General features: G+C 65.0%; 18 protein-coding genes. 17 read left to right on the top strand and 1 reads right to left on the bottom strand.

Annotated elements, in window-relative coordinates; genetic code table 11:
* Positions 1 to 469 precede the first annotated feature (469 nt).
* On the top strand, positions 470 to 1,801 hold the full coding sequence (locus tag ACRQFC_RS00565) for a C40 family peptidase (protein ID WP_284904268.1): 1,332 nt from the start codon (positions 470 to 472) through the stop codon (positions 1,799 to 1,801).
* A gap of 172 nt (positions 1,802 to 1,973) precedes the next feature.
* Here the strand turns inward: ACRQFC_RS00565 and ACRQFC_RS00560 are convergent, their stop codons facing one another.
* Positions 1,974 to 2,498, bottom strand: a complete 525-nt coding sequence (locus ACRQFC_RS00560) for an inorganic diphosphatase (protein WP_026428653.1) — start codon at positions 2,496 to 2,498, stop codon at positions 1,974 to 1,976.
* An 80-nt stretch (positions 2,499 to 2,578) separates the two neighbouring features.
* On the opposite strand from ACRQFC_RS00560, the gene dacB reads away from it, so the two are divergent.
* The 16 genes from dacB to ACRQFC_RS00480 all read left to right on the top strand — a co-directional run bounded on the left by dacB (position 2,579) and on the right by ACRQFC_RS00480 (position 20,066).
* Complete coding sequence (dacB, locus tag ACRQFC_RS00555; protein ID WP_284904267.1) at positions 2,579 to 3,952, top strand: D-alanyl-D-alanine carboxypeptidase/D-alanyl-D-alanine endopeptidase; 1,374 nt, start codon at positions 2,579 to 2,581, stop codon at positions 3,950 to 3,952.
* On the top strand, positions 3,952 to 5,079 hold the full coding sequence (gene tilS, locus ACRQFC_RS00550; protein WP_284904265.1) for a tRNA lysidine(34) synthetase TilS: 1,128 nt from the start codon (positions 3,952 to 3,954) through the stop codon (positions 5,077 to 5,079). Before dacB ends, tilS begins: the two co-directional genes overlap by 1 nt.
* 37 nt (positions 5,080 to 5,116) lie before the next feature.
* Positions 5,117 to 5,668, top strand: coding sequence for a hypoxanthine phosphoribosyltransferase (gene hpt, locus ACRQFC_RS00545; RefSeq protein WP_016441812.1), 552 nt, complete (start codon positions 5,117 to 5,119; stop codon positions 5,666 to 5,668).
* The gene (gene ftsH / locus ACRQFC_RS00540) at positions 5,669 to 7,954 is read left to right on the top strand and encodes an ATP-dependent zinc metalloprotease FtsH (RefSeq protein WP_284904263.1); all 2,286 of its coding nucleotides are present in this window, start codon (positions 5,669 to 5,671) and stop codon (positions 7,952 to 7,954) included.
* 57 nt (positions 7,955 to 8,011) lie between these two features.
* The gene (gene folE, locus ACRQFC_RS00535) at positions 8,012 to 8,671 is read left to right on the top strand and encodes a GTP cyclohydrolase I FolE (protein WP_284904260.1); all 660 of its coding nucleotides are present in this window, start codon (positions 8,012 to 8,014) and stop codon (positions 8,669 to 8,671) included.
* A 1-nt stretch (position 8,672) separates the two neighbouring features.
* Positions 8,673 to 9,635: a dihydropteroate synthase gene (gene folP / locus ACRQFC_RS00530; RefSeq protein ID WP_284904259.1), complete on the top strand. Its 963-nt coding sequence runs from the start codon at positions 8,673 to 8,675 to the stop codon at positions 9,633 to 9,635.
* A complete protein-coding gene (gene folK, locus ACRQFC_RS00525; RefSeq protein ID WP_284904257.1) occupies positions 9,632 to 10,555 on the top strand; it encodes a 2-amino-4-hydroxy-6-hydroxymethyldihydropteridine diphosphokinase in 924 nt (307 codons plus the stop codon). Before folP ends, folK begins: the two co-directional genes overlap by 4 nt.
* Positions 10,548 to 10,967, top strand: a complete 420-nt coding sequence (locus tag ACRQFC_RS00520) for a DUF3180 family protein (protein WP_087069941.1) — start codon at positions 10,548 to 10,550, stop codon at positions 10,965 to 10,967. Before folK ends, ACRQFC_RS00520 begins: the two co-directional genes overlap by 8 nt.
* Before the next feature lie 87 nt (positions 10,968 to 11,054).
* On the top strand, positions 11,055 to 11,549 hold the full coding sequence (locus ACRQFC_RS00515) for a PH domain-containing protein (protein ID WP_284904256.1): 495 nt from the start codon (positions 11,055 to 11,057) through the stop codon (positions 11,547 to 11,549).
* Positions 11,550 to 13,331, top strand: a complete 1,782-nt coding sequence (locus ACRQFC_RS00510; protein ID WP_435713462.1) for a PH domain-containing protein — start codon at positions 11,550 to 11,552, stop codon at positions 13,329 to 13,331.
* A 52-nt stretch (positions 13,332 to 13,383) separates the two neighbouring features.
* Positions 13,384 to 14,253 (top strand): ketopantoate reductase family protein, encoded by an 870-nt coding sequence (locus tag ACRQFC_RS00505; protein ID WP_026428660.1) that lies wholly within the window; start codon positions 13,384 to 13,386, stop codon positions 14,251 to 14,253.
* Positions 14,254 to 14,264: 11 nt separating this feature from the next.
* Complete coding sequence (locus ACRQFC_RS00500) at positions 14,265 to 15,113, top strand: Rossmann-like and DUF2520 domain-containing protein (protein ID WP_284904252.1); 849 nt, start codon at positions 14,265 to 14,267, stop codon at positions 15,111 to 15,113.
* Between the two features lie 40 nt (positions 15,114 to 15,153).
* Complete coding sequence (gene lysS / locus ACRQFC_RS00495) at positions 15,154 to 16,635, top strand: lysine--tRNA ligase (protein WP_284904313.1); 1,482 nt, start codon at positions 15,154 to 15,156, stop codon at positions 16,633 to 16,635.
* A gap of 220 nt (positions 16,636 to 16,855) precedes the next feature.
* Positions 16,856 to 17,878, top strand: a complete 1,023-nt coding sequence (locus tag ACRQFC_RS00490) for an efflux RND transporter periplasmic adaptor subunit (protein WP_284904251.1) — start codon at positions 16,856 to 16,858, stop codon at positions 17,876 to 17,878.
* Entirely contained in the window at positions 17,878 to 18,558 is a 681-nt protein-coding gene (locus tag ACRQFC_RS00485; protein WP_035276747.1) for an ABC transporter ATP-binding protein, read from the top strand. Before ACRQFC_RS00490 ends, ACRQFC_RS00485 begins: the two co-directional genes overlap by 1 nt.
* Positions 18,555 to 20,066, top strand: a complete 1,512-nt coding sequence (locus tag ACRQFC_RS00480; protein WP_284904250.1) for an ABC transporter permease — start codon at positions 18,555 to 18,557, stop codon at positions 20,064 to 20,066. Before ACRQFC_RS00485 ends, ACRQFC_RS00480 begins: the two co-directional genes overlap by 4 nt.
* The last annotated feature ends 21 nt before the right edge of the window (positions 20,067 to 20,087 follow it).

Here is a 20,087-nt window from a genome sequence, read left to right as displayed (position 1 = left end):
CGCACGTTAGGGCGGCTGGGCCGCGGAACGTGCGCTAGTTGGGCATTCGCATGACGAACATGATGCAAGCATAGGCAGGCGGGGGTGGTGTTCGTCAAGTTCACGACGTGAATCACATTCTTGATTGAGTGCGCGGTGGCGGAGCTGCGCCGTCGTACTTGAGGCCCTTCGAGGGCTCGCAACCCTGCGCAAGCGCGCGGGCGCCCGGGCCGTTCTTCCATCGCGAGCCGTGGCGACCGCAGTTTCGGACGGGTGGTAGTTGCGGTTCCTACCCTGTGACGGTTGTGGTTTCTGATAAATGCAGGCAAGCGGTGTGACGAAAAAGAACAGAATTACACCTGTGAAATTTTGGGGCAGATGTTTCGTTTTGGACTGGTGTGAGGTATGTTCTTAGTGTTTATATCGAATTGTGGGCTCAGTCTGCGCGCACCCGTCCGGGGCGCGGGAAAGCCCGCCCTCTGGAGGTCGTGTGGAGAATCGTTCTCGGCGCCTAACGGCTGTGCTGGCCGCCTGCGCCCTCGCTCTCTCAGTGCTACCCGGCGCCCGCGCGGATAACGTTGATCGCGATATTGATCGCTCGCGGGCCGCGGAAAAGCAAACAGCTCAAAGTATCGGGCAGATTGAAGCTTCGCTGGCCGGGCTCGCCTCCCAGGCCGAAGCCGCGCGTACCGATGTGGTGATTAAGGCGGCCGAAGCCCAGCGTGCCCAGCGCAACCTGGAAGATTCGGTCAATACTGCGATGGATGCCCAGGTGGTGGCCAATAGTGCCCGGGCGGAAGCCGATGCGGCGCGCGGGGAACTCGGCTCGATTTCCTCGGCGATGTACCGGGATTCTTCCACCACGCTCACCGCCGCGAACGCGCTGCTCGGGGCGCAATCCCTGCGCGATGCCGATGATCGCCAGCGCGCCTTCCGCACCGCCGGCCACGCCACCGACCAGAAGCTGCAGCGCTACCAGGCCGCCCGCGATATCGCCGATACCCTCCAGGGCGAAGCGGATCGCAAGGCCAATGAGCAGGCCACGATTGCCGCGCGCGCCGAGGGCGCCGCGAAGGACGCTAGCTCGGCCGCCTCCCAATTGGATAGCCAACTGGCCTCCATCGAAGCGCAACGCGACCAACTTTTCGAAACCCTCGCCCGGCAAAAGGGTACGACGGCGGCACTGGAACGCGCCCAGCAAGAACAGAAAGAAGCCGCGGCGCGTGCCCAGGCCGAAGCCGAACGCCAGCGCATCGCGGCCGAAGCGGCAGCCCAGGAGCAGGCCGCCCGCGAGGCAGCGGCTCGGGAAGCCGCGGCTCGCCAGGCGGCCGCGGAAGAAGCGGCGCGGCGCCAGGCTGAAGCTCAGCCCGCTCCCGCGCCGGCACCCGCCCCCGCTCCGGCCCCCGAACCTGAACCGGAACCGGCACCCGCCCCCGCTCCGGCCCCCGAACCTGAACCGGAACCCGAACCGGAACCGGCGCCTTCGGGTGATGGCTGGGCGATTGTCAGCTTCGCGCGGCAATTCGTGGGCGTGCCCTATGTATGGGGTGGCAATACCCCCTCGGGTTGGGATTGCTCCGGTTTCACCCGCTATGTATACGGGCACTTCGGCTATTCCCTGCCGCGTACCTCCGGGGCGCAGCGTTCGGCCGGCTACGAGATTTCTCCCTCCCAAGCCCAACCCGGCGACCTGCTGTGGTGGCCCGGGCACGTGGGAATCTACACGGGTAACGGCATGCATATTGCGGCCACCAATCCGGAAGGCGGCACCCGCGAAGGGCCGATTTGGGGTAGCCCCACCTACGTGCGGATTATTGACTAGGTGCGGCTAGCGCGCGGCGGGTAAGGGTCGCGGAGCGTACTGATGCCGGCGCGCGGCACACAAGCATAAAAGAAAAGCGGGAGCTGTGCATGATCTGCATAGCTCCCGCTTTTTACGCTTCTATTTGGGATTATTGGCCCGGCTACCCGCCTACTGTTGGCCGGCTGGCTGCTTAGTGCTGGCTGGGCGGCTGCGCTTCGTGCGCGGTGTAGTAGCCTTCGTCGATGGCCCGCTGGAAGGAAGCCCGGATTTCCTCTTCCGCGGCTTCGCGGCCCACCCAGTGGGCGCCTTCCACGGACTTGCCTGGCTCCAGATCCTTGTAGACCTCGAAGAAGTGCTGGATTTCCAGGCGATGGAATTCCGAAACGTCTTCAATTTCGGTACGCCAGGAGGCCCGCTGATCCGAGGCCGGCACGCACAGCACCTTATCGTCGCCGCCCTTTTCATCACGCATGCGGAACATGCCCAGCGCGCGGCACCGAATCACACAACCCGGGAACGTGGGCTCTTCAAGCAGCACCAGGGCGTCCAGCGGATCGCCGTCCTCACCGAGGGTGTCATCAATAAATCCGTAATCATCGGGGTACCGGGTGGATGTGAAAAGCATGCGGTCCAGGCGAATCCGCCCGGTTTCGTGATCTACTTCGTACTTATTTCGATTTCCCTTGGGGATTTCGATGGTGACATCGAATTCCATCATGTGAAGCTCTCCTCGCTGACGGCTGGCACATAAGAACACCTAAGAATACGAGCTGCGTTCCGTGCAAGAATAGGCCCGTGAAAGGAAAAGCTCAGATCGCTTTGTCCCTGGTGCTCCTTCTTGCGGGCGGGTACGCATTCGCTGATGCCTTTGATCTTACCCCCGGATTGCTCACCCTGGGACCTAGGGCCGATGCCGCCGCGCCGTATCCGCATCCCACTCCCGTGCCGGCCGTGACCATTCCGGCTGCTCCCGCGCCCGCGGAACTCGAGGATGCCAGCGCCGCCAAAGTGGCCGCCCTCGGCCAGGAATTCGCCGCGCGCCTGGTCCCCACGGGCCAGGTATCCTATGAAATTCGCGAGGCTGCCACCGGGCGGGTCCTCGCCAGCAAAGACGCAAAAGTCCCGCGGGTGCCGGCCTCCAATATGAAACTGGTGACCGCCCGGGTGGCCCTGGAAACCCTCGGCCCGGATCGCCGCTTCGCTACCAGCGTGGCCGCTTCCGGCTCCACCATCCACCTCATCGGCGGGGGCGATGTGTTCCTGGCTCCCGATACCGCCGCCACCCAGGTCCCGGGCACCATTGCCCGCGGCGATCTCTCGGAATTGGCCGCGGCCGCCGCCACCTACGCGCGCGAGCACCCGGGCGGCCCGGTGAGCGTCGTCGTTGATACCTCTCTTTTCACGGGGCCGGAATACGCGCCCACCCTCGACCCGGTCAATCACGATTATGTGGCACCCATCACGCCGATTGCTGTGAATGGCGGGGCGGTGGGCTACCACTACAGCGCCACGCCCGCCCTCGACGCCGGGAATGCCCTGGCCGAACAGCTGCGCGGGGCCGGTGTGGAGGTGGCGGAGGTGCGTGCGGGGCAGGCCCCCAAGGAAGCGGCGGCCCACCCGCTGGCCACGGTGCATTCGGCGAGCGTGCGCGAGCTGGTGGACCGCATGCTCACCGAATCGGATAACACCCTGGCCGAAACCCTCGGGCACCTGGTGGCGCGTGAGCGCGGGGAAAGCGCGGATTTTGCGGGGGCGGCGCGGGCCACGCGCGCGGTCCTGGAGGAGCTCGGCTACCCGCTGGAGGGCGTGGTGATTTCCGATAATTCCGGGCTGAGCGAAACGAATCGGCTCACCTGCGTGCTCCAGCTCGCGATCCTGGAGGATCTGGCGAATCTGGCGGACGGCACGGTGGGGGCGCTGGGCGCGGGGCTGCCGGTGGCCGCGCTCAACGGCACGCTCGCGGATCGCCTCACCGAAGGCGCCGCGCCCGGGATGATCCGTGGGAAAACTGGCACGCTCGCCGATGTGGTTTCCCTCAGCGGGGTGCTGCGCACGCGTTCGGGGGCGCTGCTGACCTTCTCCATCCTCACCGATTCCCACCACGACGTTTCGTTGTTGGATGTGCGGGCCGCCGAGGATGCTTTCCTCACCGCGGTGGCGGAGCTGTAATGGCCGGACCCCATCCCGCGTACGCGGCCGGCCGGCGCCGCCTGCGCGCACTGCTGAAGAGCTGCGGTTACGGGCCGGGGACCCGCCTGACGGTGGCGGTATCCGGCGGTTCTGATTCCCTCGCGCTGGCCCGCATCGCGCTCTTCGTGGCGCGCCGGGACGGCTACCTGCTGCGCGCGGTCACCGTCAATCACGGGATTCGCCCGGAGGCGGGGCGCGAAGCCGCGCAGGTTGCGAGCCGCTTACGTTCGTGGGGGTACGACGACGCCGCAACGGTCAGTGTGGACCTTGGCGATGGATCGAGCCCGGAAGGGCAGGCGCGGGCGGCCCGGTACGCGGCATTGGCCGAGGCGGCTGGCGCTGGCGAGATGGCGGGCGTGGGTGGCGCGGCTGGCGCGGCAAGTGAGGCGCCGGGCGGGGCAGGCGAGCTTGGAGCTAGTTGCGGCCCGGTGCTGCTGGGCCACACCGCGGACGACCAGGCCGAAACCGTGCTTCTGGGCCTGGGCCGGGGTTCGGGAGCGCGTTCCCTGGCGGGTATGCCGGAAGCGGGTCCGCTGCCAGGCCACCCGGAGATCACTGCGTTACGCCCGCTGCTGGGGCTGCGGCGCGCGGCGCTTCGCGCCGCGCTGCAAGAGGAGGGCATTGCCTGGGTGGAGGACCCTTCCAATGAGCCCGATGGCCCGTGGCGGGCGGCGGGCGGTGGCCCGCTCACCCGCGCCGCGCTGCGCTCACGCGCCCTGCCGGCCCTAAAAGAGGCGCTCGGGCCGGGCACGGTGGAAGCCCTGGCACGCACCGCCTACCTGCTGCGCCGCGATAACGAAGCGCTCGATAGTTGGGCGGCCCGGGAGCTAGCCACCTGGGAAGAACACGGTGTGGTGAAAGAGGCGGGGGAGCCAGCTGGCGGCGTCGTCGTACCTATTGCGCCACTGCGCGAACTTCCCACGGCCGTACGCACCCGGATTCTGCGTGCCCTTGCCCTGCGCGCCGGAGCGCGTGGCGGGGAGGTGAACGCGGGGCATATCGAGGCCCTCGACGCGCTGGTGACCGGGCCGGGCGGCGTGCGCCACTGCGACCTGCCCGGGGCGCGAGCGCTTCGGCGCGATAATATTGTCGTCTTCGCGCGTTAGGCTTAGATGCACAGCGGAACTGCTCAAGGAGATGGTGATGGACCACACCGATATGGGTGATAAATTGGAAAAAATCCTCGTCACAAATGAGGAAATCCAAGCGAAGCTTGAGGACATGGCGCGCCAGATTGACGCCGATTACGATGGTGATCTGCTCGTGGTGGGCGTGCTCAAGGGCGCCGTCATGGTCATGGCGGATCTGGTGCGGAAAATCCACTCTCCGCTGAATATGGATTGGATGGCGGTCTCCTCCTACGGGATGGGTACCAAATCCTCCGGCGTGGTGCGGATTTTGAAAGACCTGGATGCTGATGTGACCGGCCGGCACGTCCTCATCGTGGAAGATATTATCGATTCCGGCCTTACCCTCGCGTGGCTGAAGAAGAATCTGCTGGATCGCGGGGCGCAATCGGTGCGGATCGCGGCTATTCTGCGAAAACCCGAGGCGGCTAAAGTTGACGTTCAGGTTGACTATCTAGGCTTTGATATTCCCGATGAGTTCGTGGTGGGGTACGGACTCGACTATGCCGAACAATTCCGGCATCTGCCTTTTGTGGGCACCCTGGCCCCGCACGTTTACGGAGGATAAGTGGACGAACAGCAAGAACCTCGCGGTACGGAACCGGGCGGCACCGCGCCGGGCGGAAGTGACGCTCGCGGCGGTGAGGCACGCGGTAGTGACGCTCGCGGTAGCGAAGCGAATCGCGCCGAACCCAGCGCGTATGAGCGCAAGCGCCGGGCACGCCGGGCCCACCCGCCCCAGCCGGACAACTCGGGCAGTGATACCGGTACGGAAGGTGGCGCCGGGAAGAACAAGAAATCCCGCGGCTCCGGCTCCGGCCACAAGCTCAGCGAAGAAGAACGCACCAGCCGGCGGCGCTGGCGCGTTATCTCCGGCATCGTCATCGCGGCGCTTCTTGCTTTTATCGGGACCAACCAATTCATGGCCATGCAGTGGTCCAATATCTCCACCTCGGAAGGTATCGCGCTGTTGGAAGGCACCACCGTACAGCGCGTGCAGATCACAGACGGCACCAACCGGGTACGCCTGTGGCTGACCGAGCCAACGCAAACCATGGATGGTGACGGCGATAAGCACGACGCCGGGAAGAAAGTCACCTTCCAATACGCTGACCCGCAGGGCCAGCACATCACCTCCCTGGTGGAACGGGCCAATCCGGAGCGCGGGCATAACTCAATCGTTCCCTCCCAGAACGTGTTTGTGTCCATGCTCTTTACCTTCCTGCCCATGATCCTCATCTTCGCGGTGTTCATCTGGTTCATGCGCAGCCAGATGGGGCGCGGCTTCGGGGCGAAAGATGCCAATGCGGACGGGGAAGTCTCCGAAGTGCGCTTCTCCGACGTGGCCGGGGAAGATGAAGCCGTGGAAGAAGTGAAGGAAGTGGTGGACTTCCTCAAGAACCCGGACCGCTACCAGGCCCTCGGGGCCCGCATCCCGCGCGGGGTGCTCCTCTACGGCCCGCCCGGAACGGGTAAAACCCTGCTGGCCAAGGCCATCGCCGGGGAAGCACAAGTGCCCTTCTTCTCCATCGCCGCCTCGGAATTCGTGGAACTCTACGTAGGCATGGGTGCTTCGCGCGTGCGCGAGCTGTTCAAAACTGCGAAGAAAAAAGCCCCGGCCATTATTTTTGTGGACGAAATTGACGCGGTGGGCCGCGGGCGCAGCAGCGGCGCCCTCAGCCACGGCGAACAGGAACAAACCCTCAACCAGCTCCTCGTGGAAATGGACGGCTTCTCCACTGACGAAGCGGTGGTTCTTATTGCCGCCACCAACCGCCCGGACGTGCTGGACCCGGCGCTGCTGCGCCCCGGGCGTTTCGACCGGCAGGTCGCGGTAGATGCCCCCGATATTCGCGGGCGCGAAGCAATTTTGCGGGTGCACGCGCGCGGTAAGCCGCTCGCGGACGACGTAGACCTGGCCGGGGTCGCCAAGCGCACCCCCGGTTTCACGGGCGCGGATCTGGCCAATATCCTCAACGAAGCCGCGCTCTTGGCGGCGCGCCGCCACGCCCACGTCATCACCAATGCGGATGTGGATGAAGCCTCGGATCGCGTGATGGCTGGCCCGCAGCGCTCCAGCCGGGTGATGAGCCCGGAGGATCGGCGCATGACGGCCTATCACGAGGGCGGGCACGCGCTCGCGGCCGCGGCGCTGCGCTATACCGACCCGGTCACCAAGGTGACCATTTTGCCGCGCGGGCGGGCCCTGGGTTACACGATGGTTATGCCCACCGAGGATCGCTATTCGGTTACCCGCAACCAGCTCCTCGACCAGCTCACCTACGCGCTGGGCGGGCGCGCCGCGGAAGAAATTATTTTCCGGGATCCCTCCACCGGCGCCTCCAATGACATCCAGAAAGCCACCGAAACCGCGCGCAAGATCGTGACCGAATACGGGATGACCACCGCGGTGGGGGCGGTGCGGGTGGCTCCCACGGCCCAGGAAGAAGCGAGCTTCGGGGCGGCTTCGCGCACCTCGGATTCTCTGGCTGCCACCGTGGATGAAAATGTGCGGGCCCTCCTCGACCAGGCTCTCACCGAAGCGTGGACGATCATCACCGAAAACCGGGATATCCTCGACCACCTGGCCGCGGTGCTCCTAGATAAGGAAACCGTGCTGGAAAACGAACTCGCGGAGATTTTCAAGGATGTTGTCAAAGCCCCGGAGCGGGAAGTGTGGCTTTCCGCCCCGGATCGCCCGGTCTCGCAGCGCCCGCCCATCCCGCTCCCGGAAGGGAAAACCGAGGCGGAAGCGGCAGCGGATTCGCGCCTTGCCGCCCCGGAACTCCCCGATGCTGCCACCGGGCCGCTCGGCCCGCGCGGCCGGCACGGCGCGGAAAATGAGGATGCCTAAACTTTCGTGGTTATGAGCGCGAAAAATACGGGGCGTGAGCGGGGAAAGGACGGATGCATGAGCGCAGTGGAATCAGCGGGAAGCGGCCAGGTGGATTGCCAGGGTGTGGACACGCAGCGCCGCGGCGCGCGGCAGGTCGATACCGCGCAGCAGGTCGATACCGCGCGGGTGGAGCGGGCCGTGCGGGAACTCCTCAGCGCTATCGGTGAGGACCCGGACCGCCCCGGCCTGGTGGATACCCCCGCGCGGGTAGCCCGCGCCTGCGCCGAAATTTTTTCCGGGGTGGGCAAGGATCCCGACGCGGTGCTCGACGCCCAATTCGCGGAGGACTTCCACGAAATGGTGGTGGTACGGGATATCACCTTCTATTCCATGTGCGAACACCACCTGCTGCCCTTCTTCGGGGCGGCCCATATCGTCTATATTCCCGGGGCGGAAGGGAAAGTCACCGGCCTATCCAAACTGGCCCGACTGGTGGAAGGCTACGCGCGCCGCCCCCAGGTGCAAGAGCGCCTGACCACCCAGATTGCCAATGCGCTGCGTGACCGTTTGGGCGCGGCCGGAGTGCTCGTAGTGGTGGAAGCCGAACATATGTGCATGACCATGCGCGGGGTGCGCAATTCCGGTTCGCGTACCGTCACCTCGGCGGTGCGCGGCATGCTACGCAAACCGAGCACCCGCGCCGAAGCCATGAGTCTCATCGAACGGGGAGCCTAAAATGCCAACACCACAACCGGAAGCAACCGCAAACACATACACGGCCGCGAATACCCCGGCGCCCGCGCCGCTGCGCGATCCGGAACTCCTGGGGGGACCCCGCACCCGCGTCATGGGAATCCTCAACGTCACCCCCGATTCTTTTTCCGACGGCGGACGCTGGGCCACGGTCGATACCGCCATCGCCCACGGCCATGAACTCATCGCCGCCGGGGCAGATATCATCGACATCGGCGGGGAATCCACCCGCCCGGGAGCCACCCTCCTCAGCCCCGCGGAAGAATGGGAGCGCATCGGGCCGGTGGTACGCGAACTAGCCGCGCATATCCCCATCTCGGTCGATACCTACCACGCCGAAACCGCGGCGCGAGCCTGCGCGGCCGGCGCCCGCATTATCAACGACGTGACCGGCGGGCGCGCAGACAGCTCCATGTGGGAAACCGTGGCCGAATCCGGGGCCTACTATGTGCTCCAGCACGGGCGCGGCGACGCACAAACCATGAATTCCCTGGCCGGCTATCGCGCTATCGGCCGCGAAGTCAGCACGGAAGTCCTTGAGCGCGTGGCGGGCGCCGTTGCCGCCGGAATTGCCCCCACCCGGATCATCATCGACCCGGGCTTCGGCTTCGCAAAAATGGGCGACGACGATTGGCGCTTGGCGGCCCATATTGACGAATTCCTGTGGGCCGGCATGCCGGTCCTCATCGGAGTTTCCCGCAAACGCTTCCTCGCCGAAGTAACCCCGGAAGGCCTACCTGCCAGCGGGCGAGACGGCGCCACCGCGGCACTGAGCACCTATTTCGCCGAAAAAGGCGTGTGGGCGGTGCGGGTCCACGACGTCGCATCATCGCGGATCGCGGTGGATACCGTGGCGAAACTGCGCGAATGCGGACTGGTATCCACCTCCCAACCCGGAGTGGCCCGCCCCGAAAACGCGGGAGCTGTGGAGGCCGCGCGGTCATGATGGGACTACCCCCGCGTATTCACGATGCCCTCGCCATGCTCGGATGCTGCCTGGATACCGTGAGCATCACCGGCGTGGAAGTATCCGCCCGGCACGGCGTCTACGCGGAAGAACGCGAAGCCGATCACCCTTTTATTTTCGACATCGCAGCCCTCGTGGACACCAGCGCGGCAGGCCACGCAGATGACCTCGCGGCCACCATCTCCTACGCGGATCTGGCAGAGGACGCCCGCACGGTCGGGGAAAGTGCTCCCGTGAGCTTGCTTGAAACACTGGGGGAGCGGGTAGCCAGCCGGGTCCTCGCGCGCGGGGCCCTGGCGGTGGAAGTTACCGTGCACAAACCCGAAGCCCCCGTGCCGGGCCGCTTCGCGGACGCTCGGGTGACCGTGCGGCGCCTGGCAGCTATTGCGCGCGGGGGAACCATGCGGGAGATGGTGATCGGGATGGGCGCGAATCTGGGGGAACGCGAAGAAACATTGCGTGCTGCCCTCACCCAGATTGCCGCGCTCCCCGTTCATATTGACGCGGTCTCCTCATTTCATAGCACCGCGCCCGTGCTTGCCCCCGGGCAGGAGCCGCAACCCGATTACCTCAACGCGGTACTGCGCCTGACCACCGAGCTGGCTCCCCTTGAGGTGCTGGCCGCCCTCCGCGCTATTGAGGCGAGGGCCGGGCGCCAGCGCCGCATCCACTGGGGGGCCCGCACCCTCGACCTCGATATCGAATGGGTGGAAGGAGTGCGCAGCACCAACCCGTTTCTCACCTTGCCCCACCCGCGTGCCCATAGCCGTGCATTCGTGATGGAACCCTGGCAAGAAATCGATCCGGATGCCACCGCAAAACTGGAACGCGCCCGGCTAAGCGAGCACGCGGGTGCCGGCGGCGGCGTCGGCCCCGATACGGGCGGCCGCTGTGCGTAATCTACGAGCCTTCCTGGGGTGGGGCGCGGCCGGTGCCTTAGCGGGTGAAGCGCTGCGGCGCCTCCTCGCCGCGCAACCGGTCGCGGTGCCCGCCTTCGCCGGGCTGCCACTACTCCTCATCGCCGCGGTGCTGCTCTGGTACGGCTGGCGGGTGCGGCGCCTACGCCGTGGGCGTGCTGAATCCCTTTCGCGGCTGGCCGCGCTGCGGGTGGCAGCAGGCGCGGCAGCGGGGCTGCGCAGCGGCGCACTCCTGGCCGGTGCCGGGGGAGTGCTCGCGATCATGAGTGCGCTGGGCTCCACCTCCTTTACCCGGGCGAGTGCGCGGGCCTGGGGGATCCTCACCGCCGCGGCGCTGGTGCTCGCGGTGGTCGGGTGGATCGTGGATACCTGGTGCCGTATTGAGCGGCGGTAGCGGGGCGTCGGATTCATTGCGCCGCGGCAAGCGCGGGTGTTTTTCCGGGCCAATTTTTATGTCGTAGCCCTTTGGTAGCGTTAAGCCATGGTGACTACCCCTCTTGATCCTGGGCGGAACTACCGCGCGGTGTCGCGCAAACTCTTCACGGTGCGGTGGATTATCGCCGCGTGCTTCTGGCTCGTGCTCCTCATCGCGCTCGCGGTGGCCGGATTTATTGCGCGCCCCGAACCGCTCGCTTATTATGCGCCCCTGCTGGGGCTGCCCATCCTCGGTTTCCTCATTCACCTGCGCATCGTGTCCCGGCAGGTGAATCACCTCGGTTACGCCATGGATGATATTGCGCTGCGCCTGTGCCGCGGGATTATGTTCCGCCGCATTGACGTGGTGCCCTACGGGCGTATCCAAACGGTGGATGTGCAATCCGGGCCGCTGCTGCGCCGCTTCGGGCTCGCGAAAGTCACCCTCCACACCGCCTCCATGGAAACGGATGCGGTCATCACCGGCCTGCCTACCGCGGAAGCGGATGAGGTGCGCGAACGTCTCCTTCACCTCGGCGTAGCCGAAATGGAAGGGGTCTAAATGGCGGGCACCGAAATATCCCAGGAAGCGGGAAGTGCGCTGCCCGCAGCTCCGGGCGCGTTACCGATTGCGCCCGGAGTGAGTAGCACCGCGATCTCGGGCACCTGGCAGCCGGTCTCGAAATGGACGCCGTGGAGTTCGCTGCTCTCGTTGTGGTTCTTCGTGCTGGTCGCGGGTGGCTGGATTATTATTCAACGCCTGGAGGATACCGATTCGCCCGGAATAGTCTGGCGTGATGTTGTTTATCTGCTGCGTTCCTTCTGGCTGATCGCGGTGGGTATCGCGGTGGTAGTCACCCTCGTGACCGGGATCATCGCGGCCATCCAATGGCGGCATATGGCCTGGATGTTCGATGCGTCCGGGGTGCATATGCGCAGCGGTGTGCTGTTCAAACAGCACCGCCACGTGCGCTGGGATCGTATCCAAAGCGTGGATGTCACCCAAAAACTCCTCGCGCGGTTGGTGCGCCAAGCCAGCCTCACTATTACCTCCGGTGGAGAAAAAGTAGAGATAGGGTGGTTGGCGCTGCCCCACGCTGAAAAACTGCGGCCCCTCGTGCTCTCGCTCGCGGATAAAATGCGCAGCGGGGATAGCTCGGAAGTTCCCGATCTTGCCACGGTGAGCGCTCCGGAAGTGCGCCCGCACCTGTATGCTATGTCCGCGCGGCGGTTCCTCGCCTCCCTCGTGCTGTCCCCGCGAATCTTCCTCGCTATTATCACGGTGGCCGGATCGGTCACCACCTATCTGCTTACCGATGAAGGCGGCTCCTTCGCCCTCCTCTTCCTCATCATCGCGCTGATATGGCAGCCCGTGAGCTCCCTGCAAGCCAATTGGGGAGCCCGCATCTCACCCACGGCCGAAGGCGTGGAAAAACAAGAAGGGCTCCTATCCCGGCGCACCCTCGGGTTACCTTCCTATCGCGTCCACGCGCTGGCCTTCAAAAAACCGAATTTGTGGCCCGGATGGTGGAAAGTAGAAAGCTGCGTTATTTCCGGCTCGATTTCCGAAGCGATGGAAGCAGCCAAGACCGCGAATGATGCCCTGGTCCCGGTAGGAACGGTCGAGGATGTCCTCGCCGTTGCGCGTGAACTCGGCTTCGCGAAAGACGCCGACGCTGACGTGCTTCCCGAGGCCGATGCCGCATCCGAGGCTACTACCGCTGCCGCTAGTGGCGCCGATGCTGCTGGAACTGCCGATGCTTTGGCGCGCCCACCTCACACCGGGGTGCCCAGCCTGGTCCAGCTACGCAGCTATCTTCTTGATGACAGTGCCCTCCCCGGATTCATTCCCAACCCGCGCTCCTCACGCTGGTTGGATCCCATCGGGTGGAAACGCTCGGGTATTTTCGTGGGGGAGGATGTCATTATTATGCGGCACGGCTGGTTCTGGTACCGCAAAGTAACAATTTTGCTGCGCGAACACTATCAATCCGCCATTATCAGCCAGGGCCCGCTTGAGCGCCGCTTCCAGCTCGGCACCCTGCGCTGGGCAACCGTGGGGCTTTCGGTAGATGCCCACGCCAAACACATGGATGCTGCTACCGCCAGCCGTGTCCTCACCGCCACCGTCCGCGAACGCGGGAACGGCCCACGCGGCTGGCACCCCGAATTACCTCCGACCGGGCCCACCGCGCCATCAGCCGTGCGGCCCTCCGCGCAGCCAGCGGCACCCACTCAGCCGGGCGCGCCTACGGCGCCGTCGTACCCCCAAGGGAATGACAATAGTCCCGGGTCGGGCCGCAGCCAGGTTCCTGAAAGTGATTTCGGCCCGATACAAGAGTGAAACACGTCGCGTAGCCGCACTTTTACATTTTTCTACATCTAGGATTATTCCCATGCTTAATATCTACGGCCCGGGTGGTATTGGTGGGCTCATCGCGGGAGTTCTCGCGCACAACGGTCAAAAAGTCGCGGTTGTTGCTACTGAGCGCACCGCAGATGTTATTAACCGCAACGGAATTATCATTAAATCCAAGCGGTTCGGTAATTTCACCGCGCAGGTGCCGGCAATAACCAGCCCGGCCCGCGGCAGTGAAATCCTCCTGTGCACCAAGGCATACACCCTCCCCAGCATCGAAAAGTCGATTCGCTCGGCCCGCCCCAAAGAAGTGGGGGCGCTCTTCAACGGCTTCGATCATGCTCGTGCCATCCACACCCTCACCGAAGGGGAATCCTGGTCCGGCTCCGTCTACACCATCAGCGAACGCACCGCGCCCGGAGTTATCGAACACACCTCCCAATTCCTCAAAGTGGAAATGCCCGATACCGCCATGGACGGCGAAATCGCGCGCGTACTCCTCAACGGTGGAATTGACGTGTTCTTCCGCGGCACCGAAAACCAGGTACTGTGGCGCAAACTCCGCAACCAATGCGCCATGGCCCTGCTGACCGGCGCCACCGGGCTACCCATCGGCCGCGCCATGGAACGCGCCCCGGAACTCACCGACGCGATGTGCACCGAACTGGCCCGCATCGCCACCATGGAGAAAGTTCCCACCCGCCCCGCGGAAATCCACGCGTGGCTGCGCCGCCTCGCGCCCGATGCACACTCCTCGCTCTCCCGCGACCTGCGTGACGGCAACCGCACCGAAATCCACTCCCTGGGCACCGCGGTCCTCGAAGAAGCCGCCCGCCTCGGAGTCCCCGCGCCGGCCATCACCGCCGCGCTCTCCGCCATCGACGATCGGTTGCGGGGCCGCAAGTGACACCGGGCCGGATGACCATAGGGATCATCTCGGCCGGAAAAGTCGGAAGCGTCCTCGGCGCAGCCCTGCGGGCCGCCGGCCACACCATCATCGGTGCGGTGGCCCGCAGCAGCGCCAGCCGCGAACGCCTCGACGCACTCCTCCCCGGAGTACCCGCGCGCGAAACCAAAGACCTCCTCGCCCGCGCAGACCTCATCCTCCTCGCTTTGCCCGACGCCGCCCTGCCCGGCGTCGTGGAACACGCCGCCGGGCAGGGATGGTGGCGCCCCGGCCAGCTCGTCATCCATACCAGCGCGCGCTTTGGCACGGGCGTACTCCGGGATGCGGCCGCCGCCGGTGCACTCACCCTCGCCCTCCACCCGGCCCTCACCTTCACCGGGACCTCCCTCGATATGCGCCAACTCATCGGCGCCACCTGGGCAGTCACCAGCTCCGCGCCGCTCCTCCCCATCGGCATGGCCCTCGTGAGCGAACTCGGGGGAGAACCCTCCGTCCTCGCCGAAGAAAACCGCGGACTCTACGCTGCCGCCCTCACCCACGCCTCCCGGCACACCGCACTCCTCGCCGGCCAGGTCCAGCGCATGCTCGCCGCCGCCGGCCTGGACAGCACCTACGCCCGCGGACTCCAAGAACAAGCACTCGCCATGGCCGATGCCGGTATCGAACTTATTGACCCGCCAGCTAGCGGCGTCGTCGCCGAAAAAAATGAAGACGCACCCGCCGCAAGCGCTAGCACCCCGGACGATATCGCCGCGGTGGAAGCCCTGGCAGCAACCGGGAATTATCCTGATATTCCGCCTGTCTATCGGGTGATACGGGCCGCGTCACGTGACCGGGCGGCGCGGCGTCGTCTACCATGACCATGTGAGTGAATTTCTTGATAGTGAAACCCCGGAACAGATGCGTATCCGGCTGGACAAGCGCGCCCGCCTGCTCGCGGAAGGAACCGAAGCCTACCCGGCCGAACTTCCTATCACCGCCACCATCCCGGAGATCCGGGAACAATACAGTGATATCGAAGCTGGTGAAGAACTAACCGAGACCTCGGTGGGCATCGCCGGGCGTGTCATGCTTTCCCGTACCGGCGGCAAAATTGCTTTCGCCACCCTCCAAGACGGGCGCGGCAACCGCCTCCAGGTGATTCTCTCCCTCGCGCACGTGGGCGAAGAACGCCTGGCCGCCTACAAACAGGATGTTGACCTGGGCGATTTCATTTTCGTGTCCGGGCACGTGGGGGCCTCCAAGCGCGGCGAACTTTCCGTTTTCGCCCACGAATGGCAGATGGCCTCCAAGGCCCTGCGCCCGCTGCCGAAGATTTACCAGAACGAAGCCGGCGAAGACGTTGCCCTCAACGAAGAATCGCGGGTGCGGATGCGCCACCTCGACCTCATCACCCGCCCGGCCGCCCGTGATATGGTGCGGCTGCGCGCCGGGGTCATGAAATCGCTGCGCGCCAATTTTGACCGCCGCAGCTACGTGGAAATCGAAACCCCGATCCTCCAGCCCATCCACGGCGGCGCCGCGGCCCGGCCCTTCCAAACGCATATTAATGCCTACGATGAGGACCTCTACCTGCGCATTGCCACCGAGCTCTACCTCAAGCGCGCGGTGGTGGGCGGCGTGGATCGCGTCTTCGAAATCGGGCGGAACTTCCGCAACGAAGGCGCCGATTCCACCCACTCCCCGGAATTCACTGCCCTGGAGGCCTACCAGGCCTACGCCACCTACGATACGATGGCCGAACTTACCCGGGACCTCGTCCAGCGGGCCTGCCTGGATACCCTGGGCACCACCACCGTCACCCTGAATGACGGCACCGAATATGATCTGGGCGGCGAATGGCAGAAACTTGATTTGTACGAATCGGTTTCCGCGGCCGTGGGTGAAGAAATCACCGTGGATACCCCGCGCGAACGCCTCGAAGCCCTCGCGGAAGCCCGCGATATCGCGATCGCGCCCTTCTGGGTGAACGGCAAAATCGTGGAAGAACTCTTCGAAGAACTGTGCGGGGACCAGCTCTACGCACCCACCTTCGTGTACGACTTCCCCGAGGACACCTCCCCGCTCACCCGCCCGCACCGCACCAAGAAGGGCCTGACCGAAAAGTGGGACCTGTACGTGCGGGGCATGGAACTGGGCACCGCCTACTCCGAGCTGGCCGACCCGGTTATCCAGCGCGAACGTCTCACCCAGCAATCCATCGAAGCCGCCAACGGCGATCCGGAAGCCATGCAGCTGGACGAAGACTTCCTCGCCGCCATGGAACAGGGCTTCCCGCCCACCGGTGGCATGGGCATGGGCATCGACCGCCTCCTCACCGCCATGACCGGCCTGGGGATCCGTGAAACGATCACCTTCCCCTTCATTAAACCCGGGAAGTAACCCGGCCCGAAAACAATTTTTCGGTACGACGACGCCCGCGCCGCGGAGGCTCAGCCCCCGCGGCGCGGTTGCGTATCTGGCGGAAGGTAAGTTGCCAACTAAAAGAAACGTGATGAATTTTCCTATTTATTTTTCGGCCTCTTCACGGTAATCTTCCAAGTAGTTCGGTGCCACGCCCGGCTTCCCGAATCCTATTTCCCGTGTGCAAAGGTGCCCGTCCATGAAGAAAACTGACACCATTTTCCAGGTCATCAAGCTCCTGCTCGGCCTCGTCATCGCCGCAGCCCTCGTCAAGTTCGCATTTTTCCCGAACCAACGCACCTCCACGGAACTCGTGGCCCAGGGGGATTTCACCATCCCCACCGTGGTGGCTATGCCGGGGGATATCGATAATTCCCTCACGCTCGATGCCACCGTCATGCGCAATCCGGCCACTCCCGTGCGGGCCACCGCCAACGGCACCGTGGACGTGGTCGATGTCAAAGCGGGCGCCGTCGTCAATGAAGGTGACCGGCTGCTGCGGATCCGCCACGAAGAAGAAAAAACCACCGCCGCCACCGTGGAAACTTTTGAGGACGGCACCGAAGTGGAAGTGCCCGGCGAACCCTATATCGAAGTGAGTTACGTAAATGTGCTTGCCCCGGTGAGCGGCACCGTGGCGGTGGATGTGCTCGTGGGCCAGCCGGTCTCCATCGGGGAAAGCATCGGCTCGATCACCCCGGCCACCTACCACGCCCGGGTGAGCGTGAAACCCGAACAGCTCTATTCGCTCGCCTCGCTGCCGCCGGCCGGGCAACTCGCGGTTACGAACGGCCCGGCGCCTTTCGACTGCACCAATCTGCGCACGGTCACGGAAAAAACCGGCGCGGGCGCGGGTCTGGGCGCTAAAGAAGCCGAGGCGCGCGGCCTGGATGGGGTGTCTGGAAGCGTGCAACCCGCCCTCATCTGCGATATTCCCGCCGAACAGCAGGTCTATGACGGTTCGGCCGCGAAACTCACCATTCCGGGGAGCAATACCACCGGGGTGCTCACGGTACCGGTGAGTGCGGTGGAAGGGCGCTTCCGCGAGGGCGTGGTCTACCTGCCCGCGGCGGACGGCGCGCAACCCACCAAACGCACCGTGCAACTCGGGGTCACGGACGGGCGCCAGATCCAAATCACCGGCGGACTGGAAGAAGGCGAAGAAATCCTCCAGTACGTGCCGAGCGCGCAGCCCACGCCCGACCCGATGATGGGGATGTGATGTTAGAGCTTGAGCAGGTGACCCGCACCGTCACCCTCCCGAACGGCCGCCCGCTGCCGATCCTGCGCGGGGTGGACCTGCGCATCGAGCGCGGGGAGTACGTGGCGATTATGGGCCAGTCCGGAACGGGGAAATCCACCCTCCTCAATATCATCGGGATGCTCGACCTGCCCGATACCGGCTCCTACCGTTTTGAGGGCCGCGACGTGGCGGACTTGAGCGAATCGGCGCGCGCCCACCTGCGCGGCTCCCTTTTCGGTTTCGTTTTCCAGCAGTTCAATCTTTTCCGCGGCCGCACCGCCGTGCAAAACGTCGAAGTTCCCCTGCTGTATTCGGATACCGCCACTATTTTTCGACGCCGCAGCTTAGCTGCCCAGATGTTGGATCGGGTGGGATTAGGGGACCGCCTGGATGCGATGCCCTCCCAGCTCTCGGGCGGGGAACAGCAGCGGGTGGCCCTCGCCCGGGCGCTCGTGCGCCGCCCCCAGGTGCTCCTCGCGGATGAACCAACCGGCGCCCTCGACGTGGATACCGCGGGGCGGGTCATGGATCTTATGGAAAGCATGGCGCGGGAAAATAACGCCACTTTCATTATGATCACCCACGATCCGAAAGTGGCCGCCCGCGCGGATCGCCGTTTCACCATCCACGATGGGCTCGTCTGGCCGGAGGAAAAATGACACGCATTTTCGGGGCTGTTCTCGAAGCCTGGGAAGAAATTCGAGTGGATCGCGGGCGAGTTATCCTCTCCCTCGTGGGGGTGGCGGCCGCGGTATGGGCAATGGCAACCGTGCTCGCCCTGGGCCAGCTCATTAGCGCCGCCGGGGAACACCAGCTCGCCCAATGGGAGGGCAAACCCGGCACCGTCAATATCGGGGTGTATAACACCGGCGGGGAGGGCGGCGCTGACCCGTACGCCAACCCTTATGCCGATCCTTACGCGAATCCCGTGGCTCCGCCCACCGGCGCGCAGCTCGGCACCCTAGCCGGCGCCCAAGCCAGCGAGGATGTTTTCGGCACCACCGTGGCCGAATACATGGAGAAGGCCGGTGCGAATTATTGGACGCGCTCGCGTACCTCCTATGTCTCCCTCGCCTTCCCGCCGGTGCTACCCGGAGCGGGTGGCGCCGGTGATATTCAGGACCTGGAGGGGTGGGAATCTGAAAGCATGGCCGGGGCGGAAGCCAGCGGCGAGATGGAAAGCGCCGGCGAGCTGGAAAGCGGCGGCGCGGTAGAAGGTGCCGAACCGGTGGGGGATGGTTCTGCCAGTACCGAGTTCGGTGAAGGCGGCGGCCCCGGATTCGGGATGATGGAACCGAATTACGAAATGCTCGCCGTGGACCCGGCCTACGGCCCGCTCTTCGATGTGCAGCTCACCCGCGGGCGGTGGCTCACCGAAGCGGATGGCGAGCGCCTCATGAACCCCGCCGTCGTCAATGAAATGCTCTACAAGGAAATGGGCGAGCCTTCGCTGGCCAGCTACCCGCAGATCGCGCTATCCGGACCCACCGGGGTGCGGATGACGGTAGTCGGGGTGGTCGCGGACCGCTCGCGCTGGGATAGCCCGCGCCTGCACGTGCCCTACCAGAGCATGGCCGCCGCCGCGATGGCTCAGCTTTCCCCTATGAATTCCTCCACCGTTTCGGTGCTGGTGCCGCGCGGGGAAGAAGCGGAAGCCCAGAAGGTCCTCGTTTCCGTACTCCAGGGCCGCCTGGGGAAGAACTACCAGGTGGAAGGCCAGTTCATCGAAAGTCAGATGCGCGGCCAGGAATCCACCGAACGCCAGGTCACCGCGATTATCGCGGCCATTGGCGGGATCGTGATCCTGGTGGGCGCCCTGGGCCTTCTCACCGTTTCCATCGTCACGATGAAGCAGCGGGTGCGGGAAATGGGGATCCGCCGCGCGATGGGCGCCTCCGCGCGCCGTATCTTCACCTCGGTATTCCTGGAATCCGTGGTGGCGACGACGGCGGCCGGTTTCATCGGGGTCATCGCCTCGATTATCACCATCCGCACCGCGCCCCTAGCCCGGTGGCTCGACCTGCCCTTCTCGGTGGATAGCGTGGGATACCCGGTCCTGGCCGCCTTTATTGGCCTGGCGATCTCCGCCGGAGTGGGCGCACTTTGCGGAATTATCCCGGCCACCATGGCGCTGCGCATCAAACCGATTGACGCCATCCGCTTCTAGGTGGGAGCGCGGAGAGTTAGG

The organism is Actinotignum inguinis (genome assembly GCF_051265835.1).
In the GTDB taxonomy this organism is placed as follows: Bacteria; Actinomycetota; Actinomycetes; order Actinomycetales; family Actinomycetaceae; genus Actinotignum; species Actinotignum timonense.
This window is presented reverse-complemented; position numbering and strand designations above follow the sequence as displayed.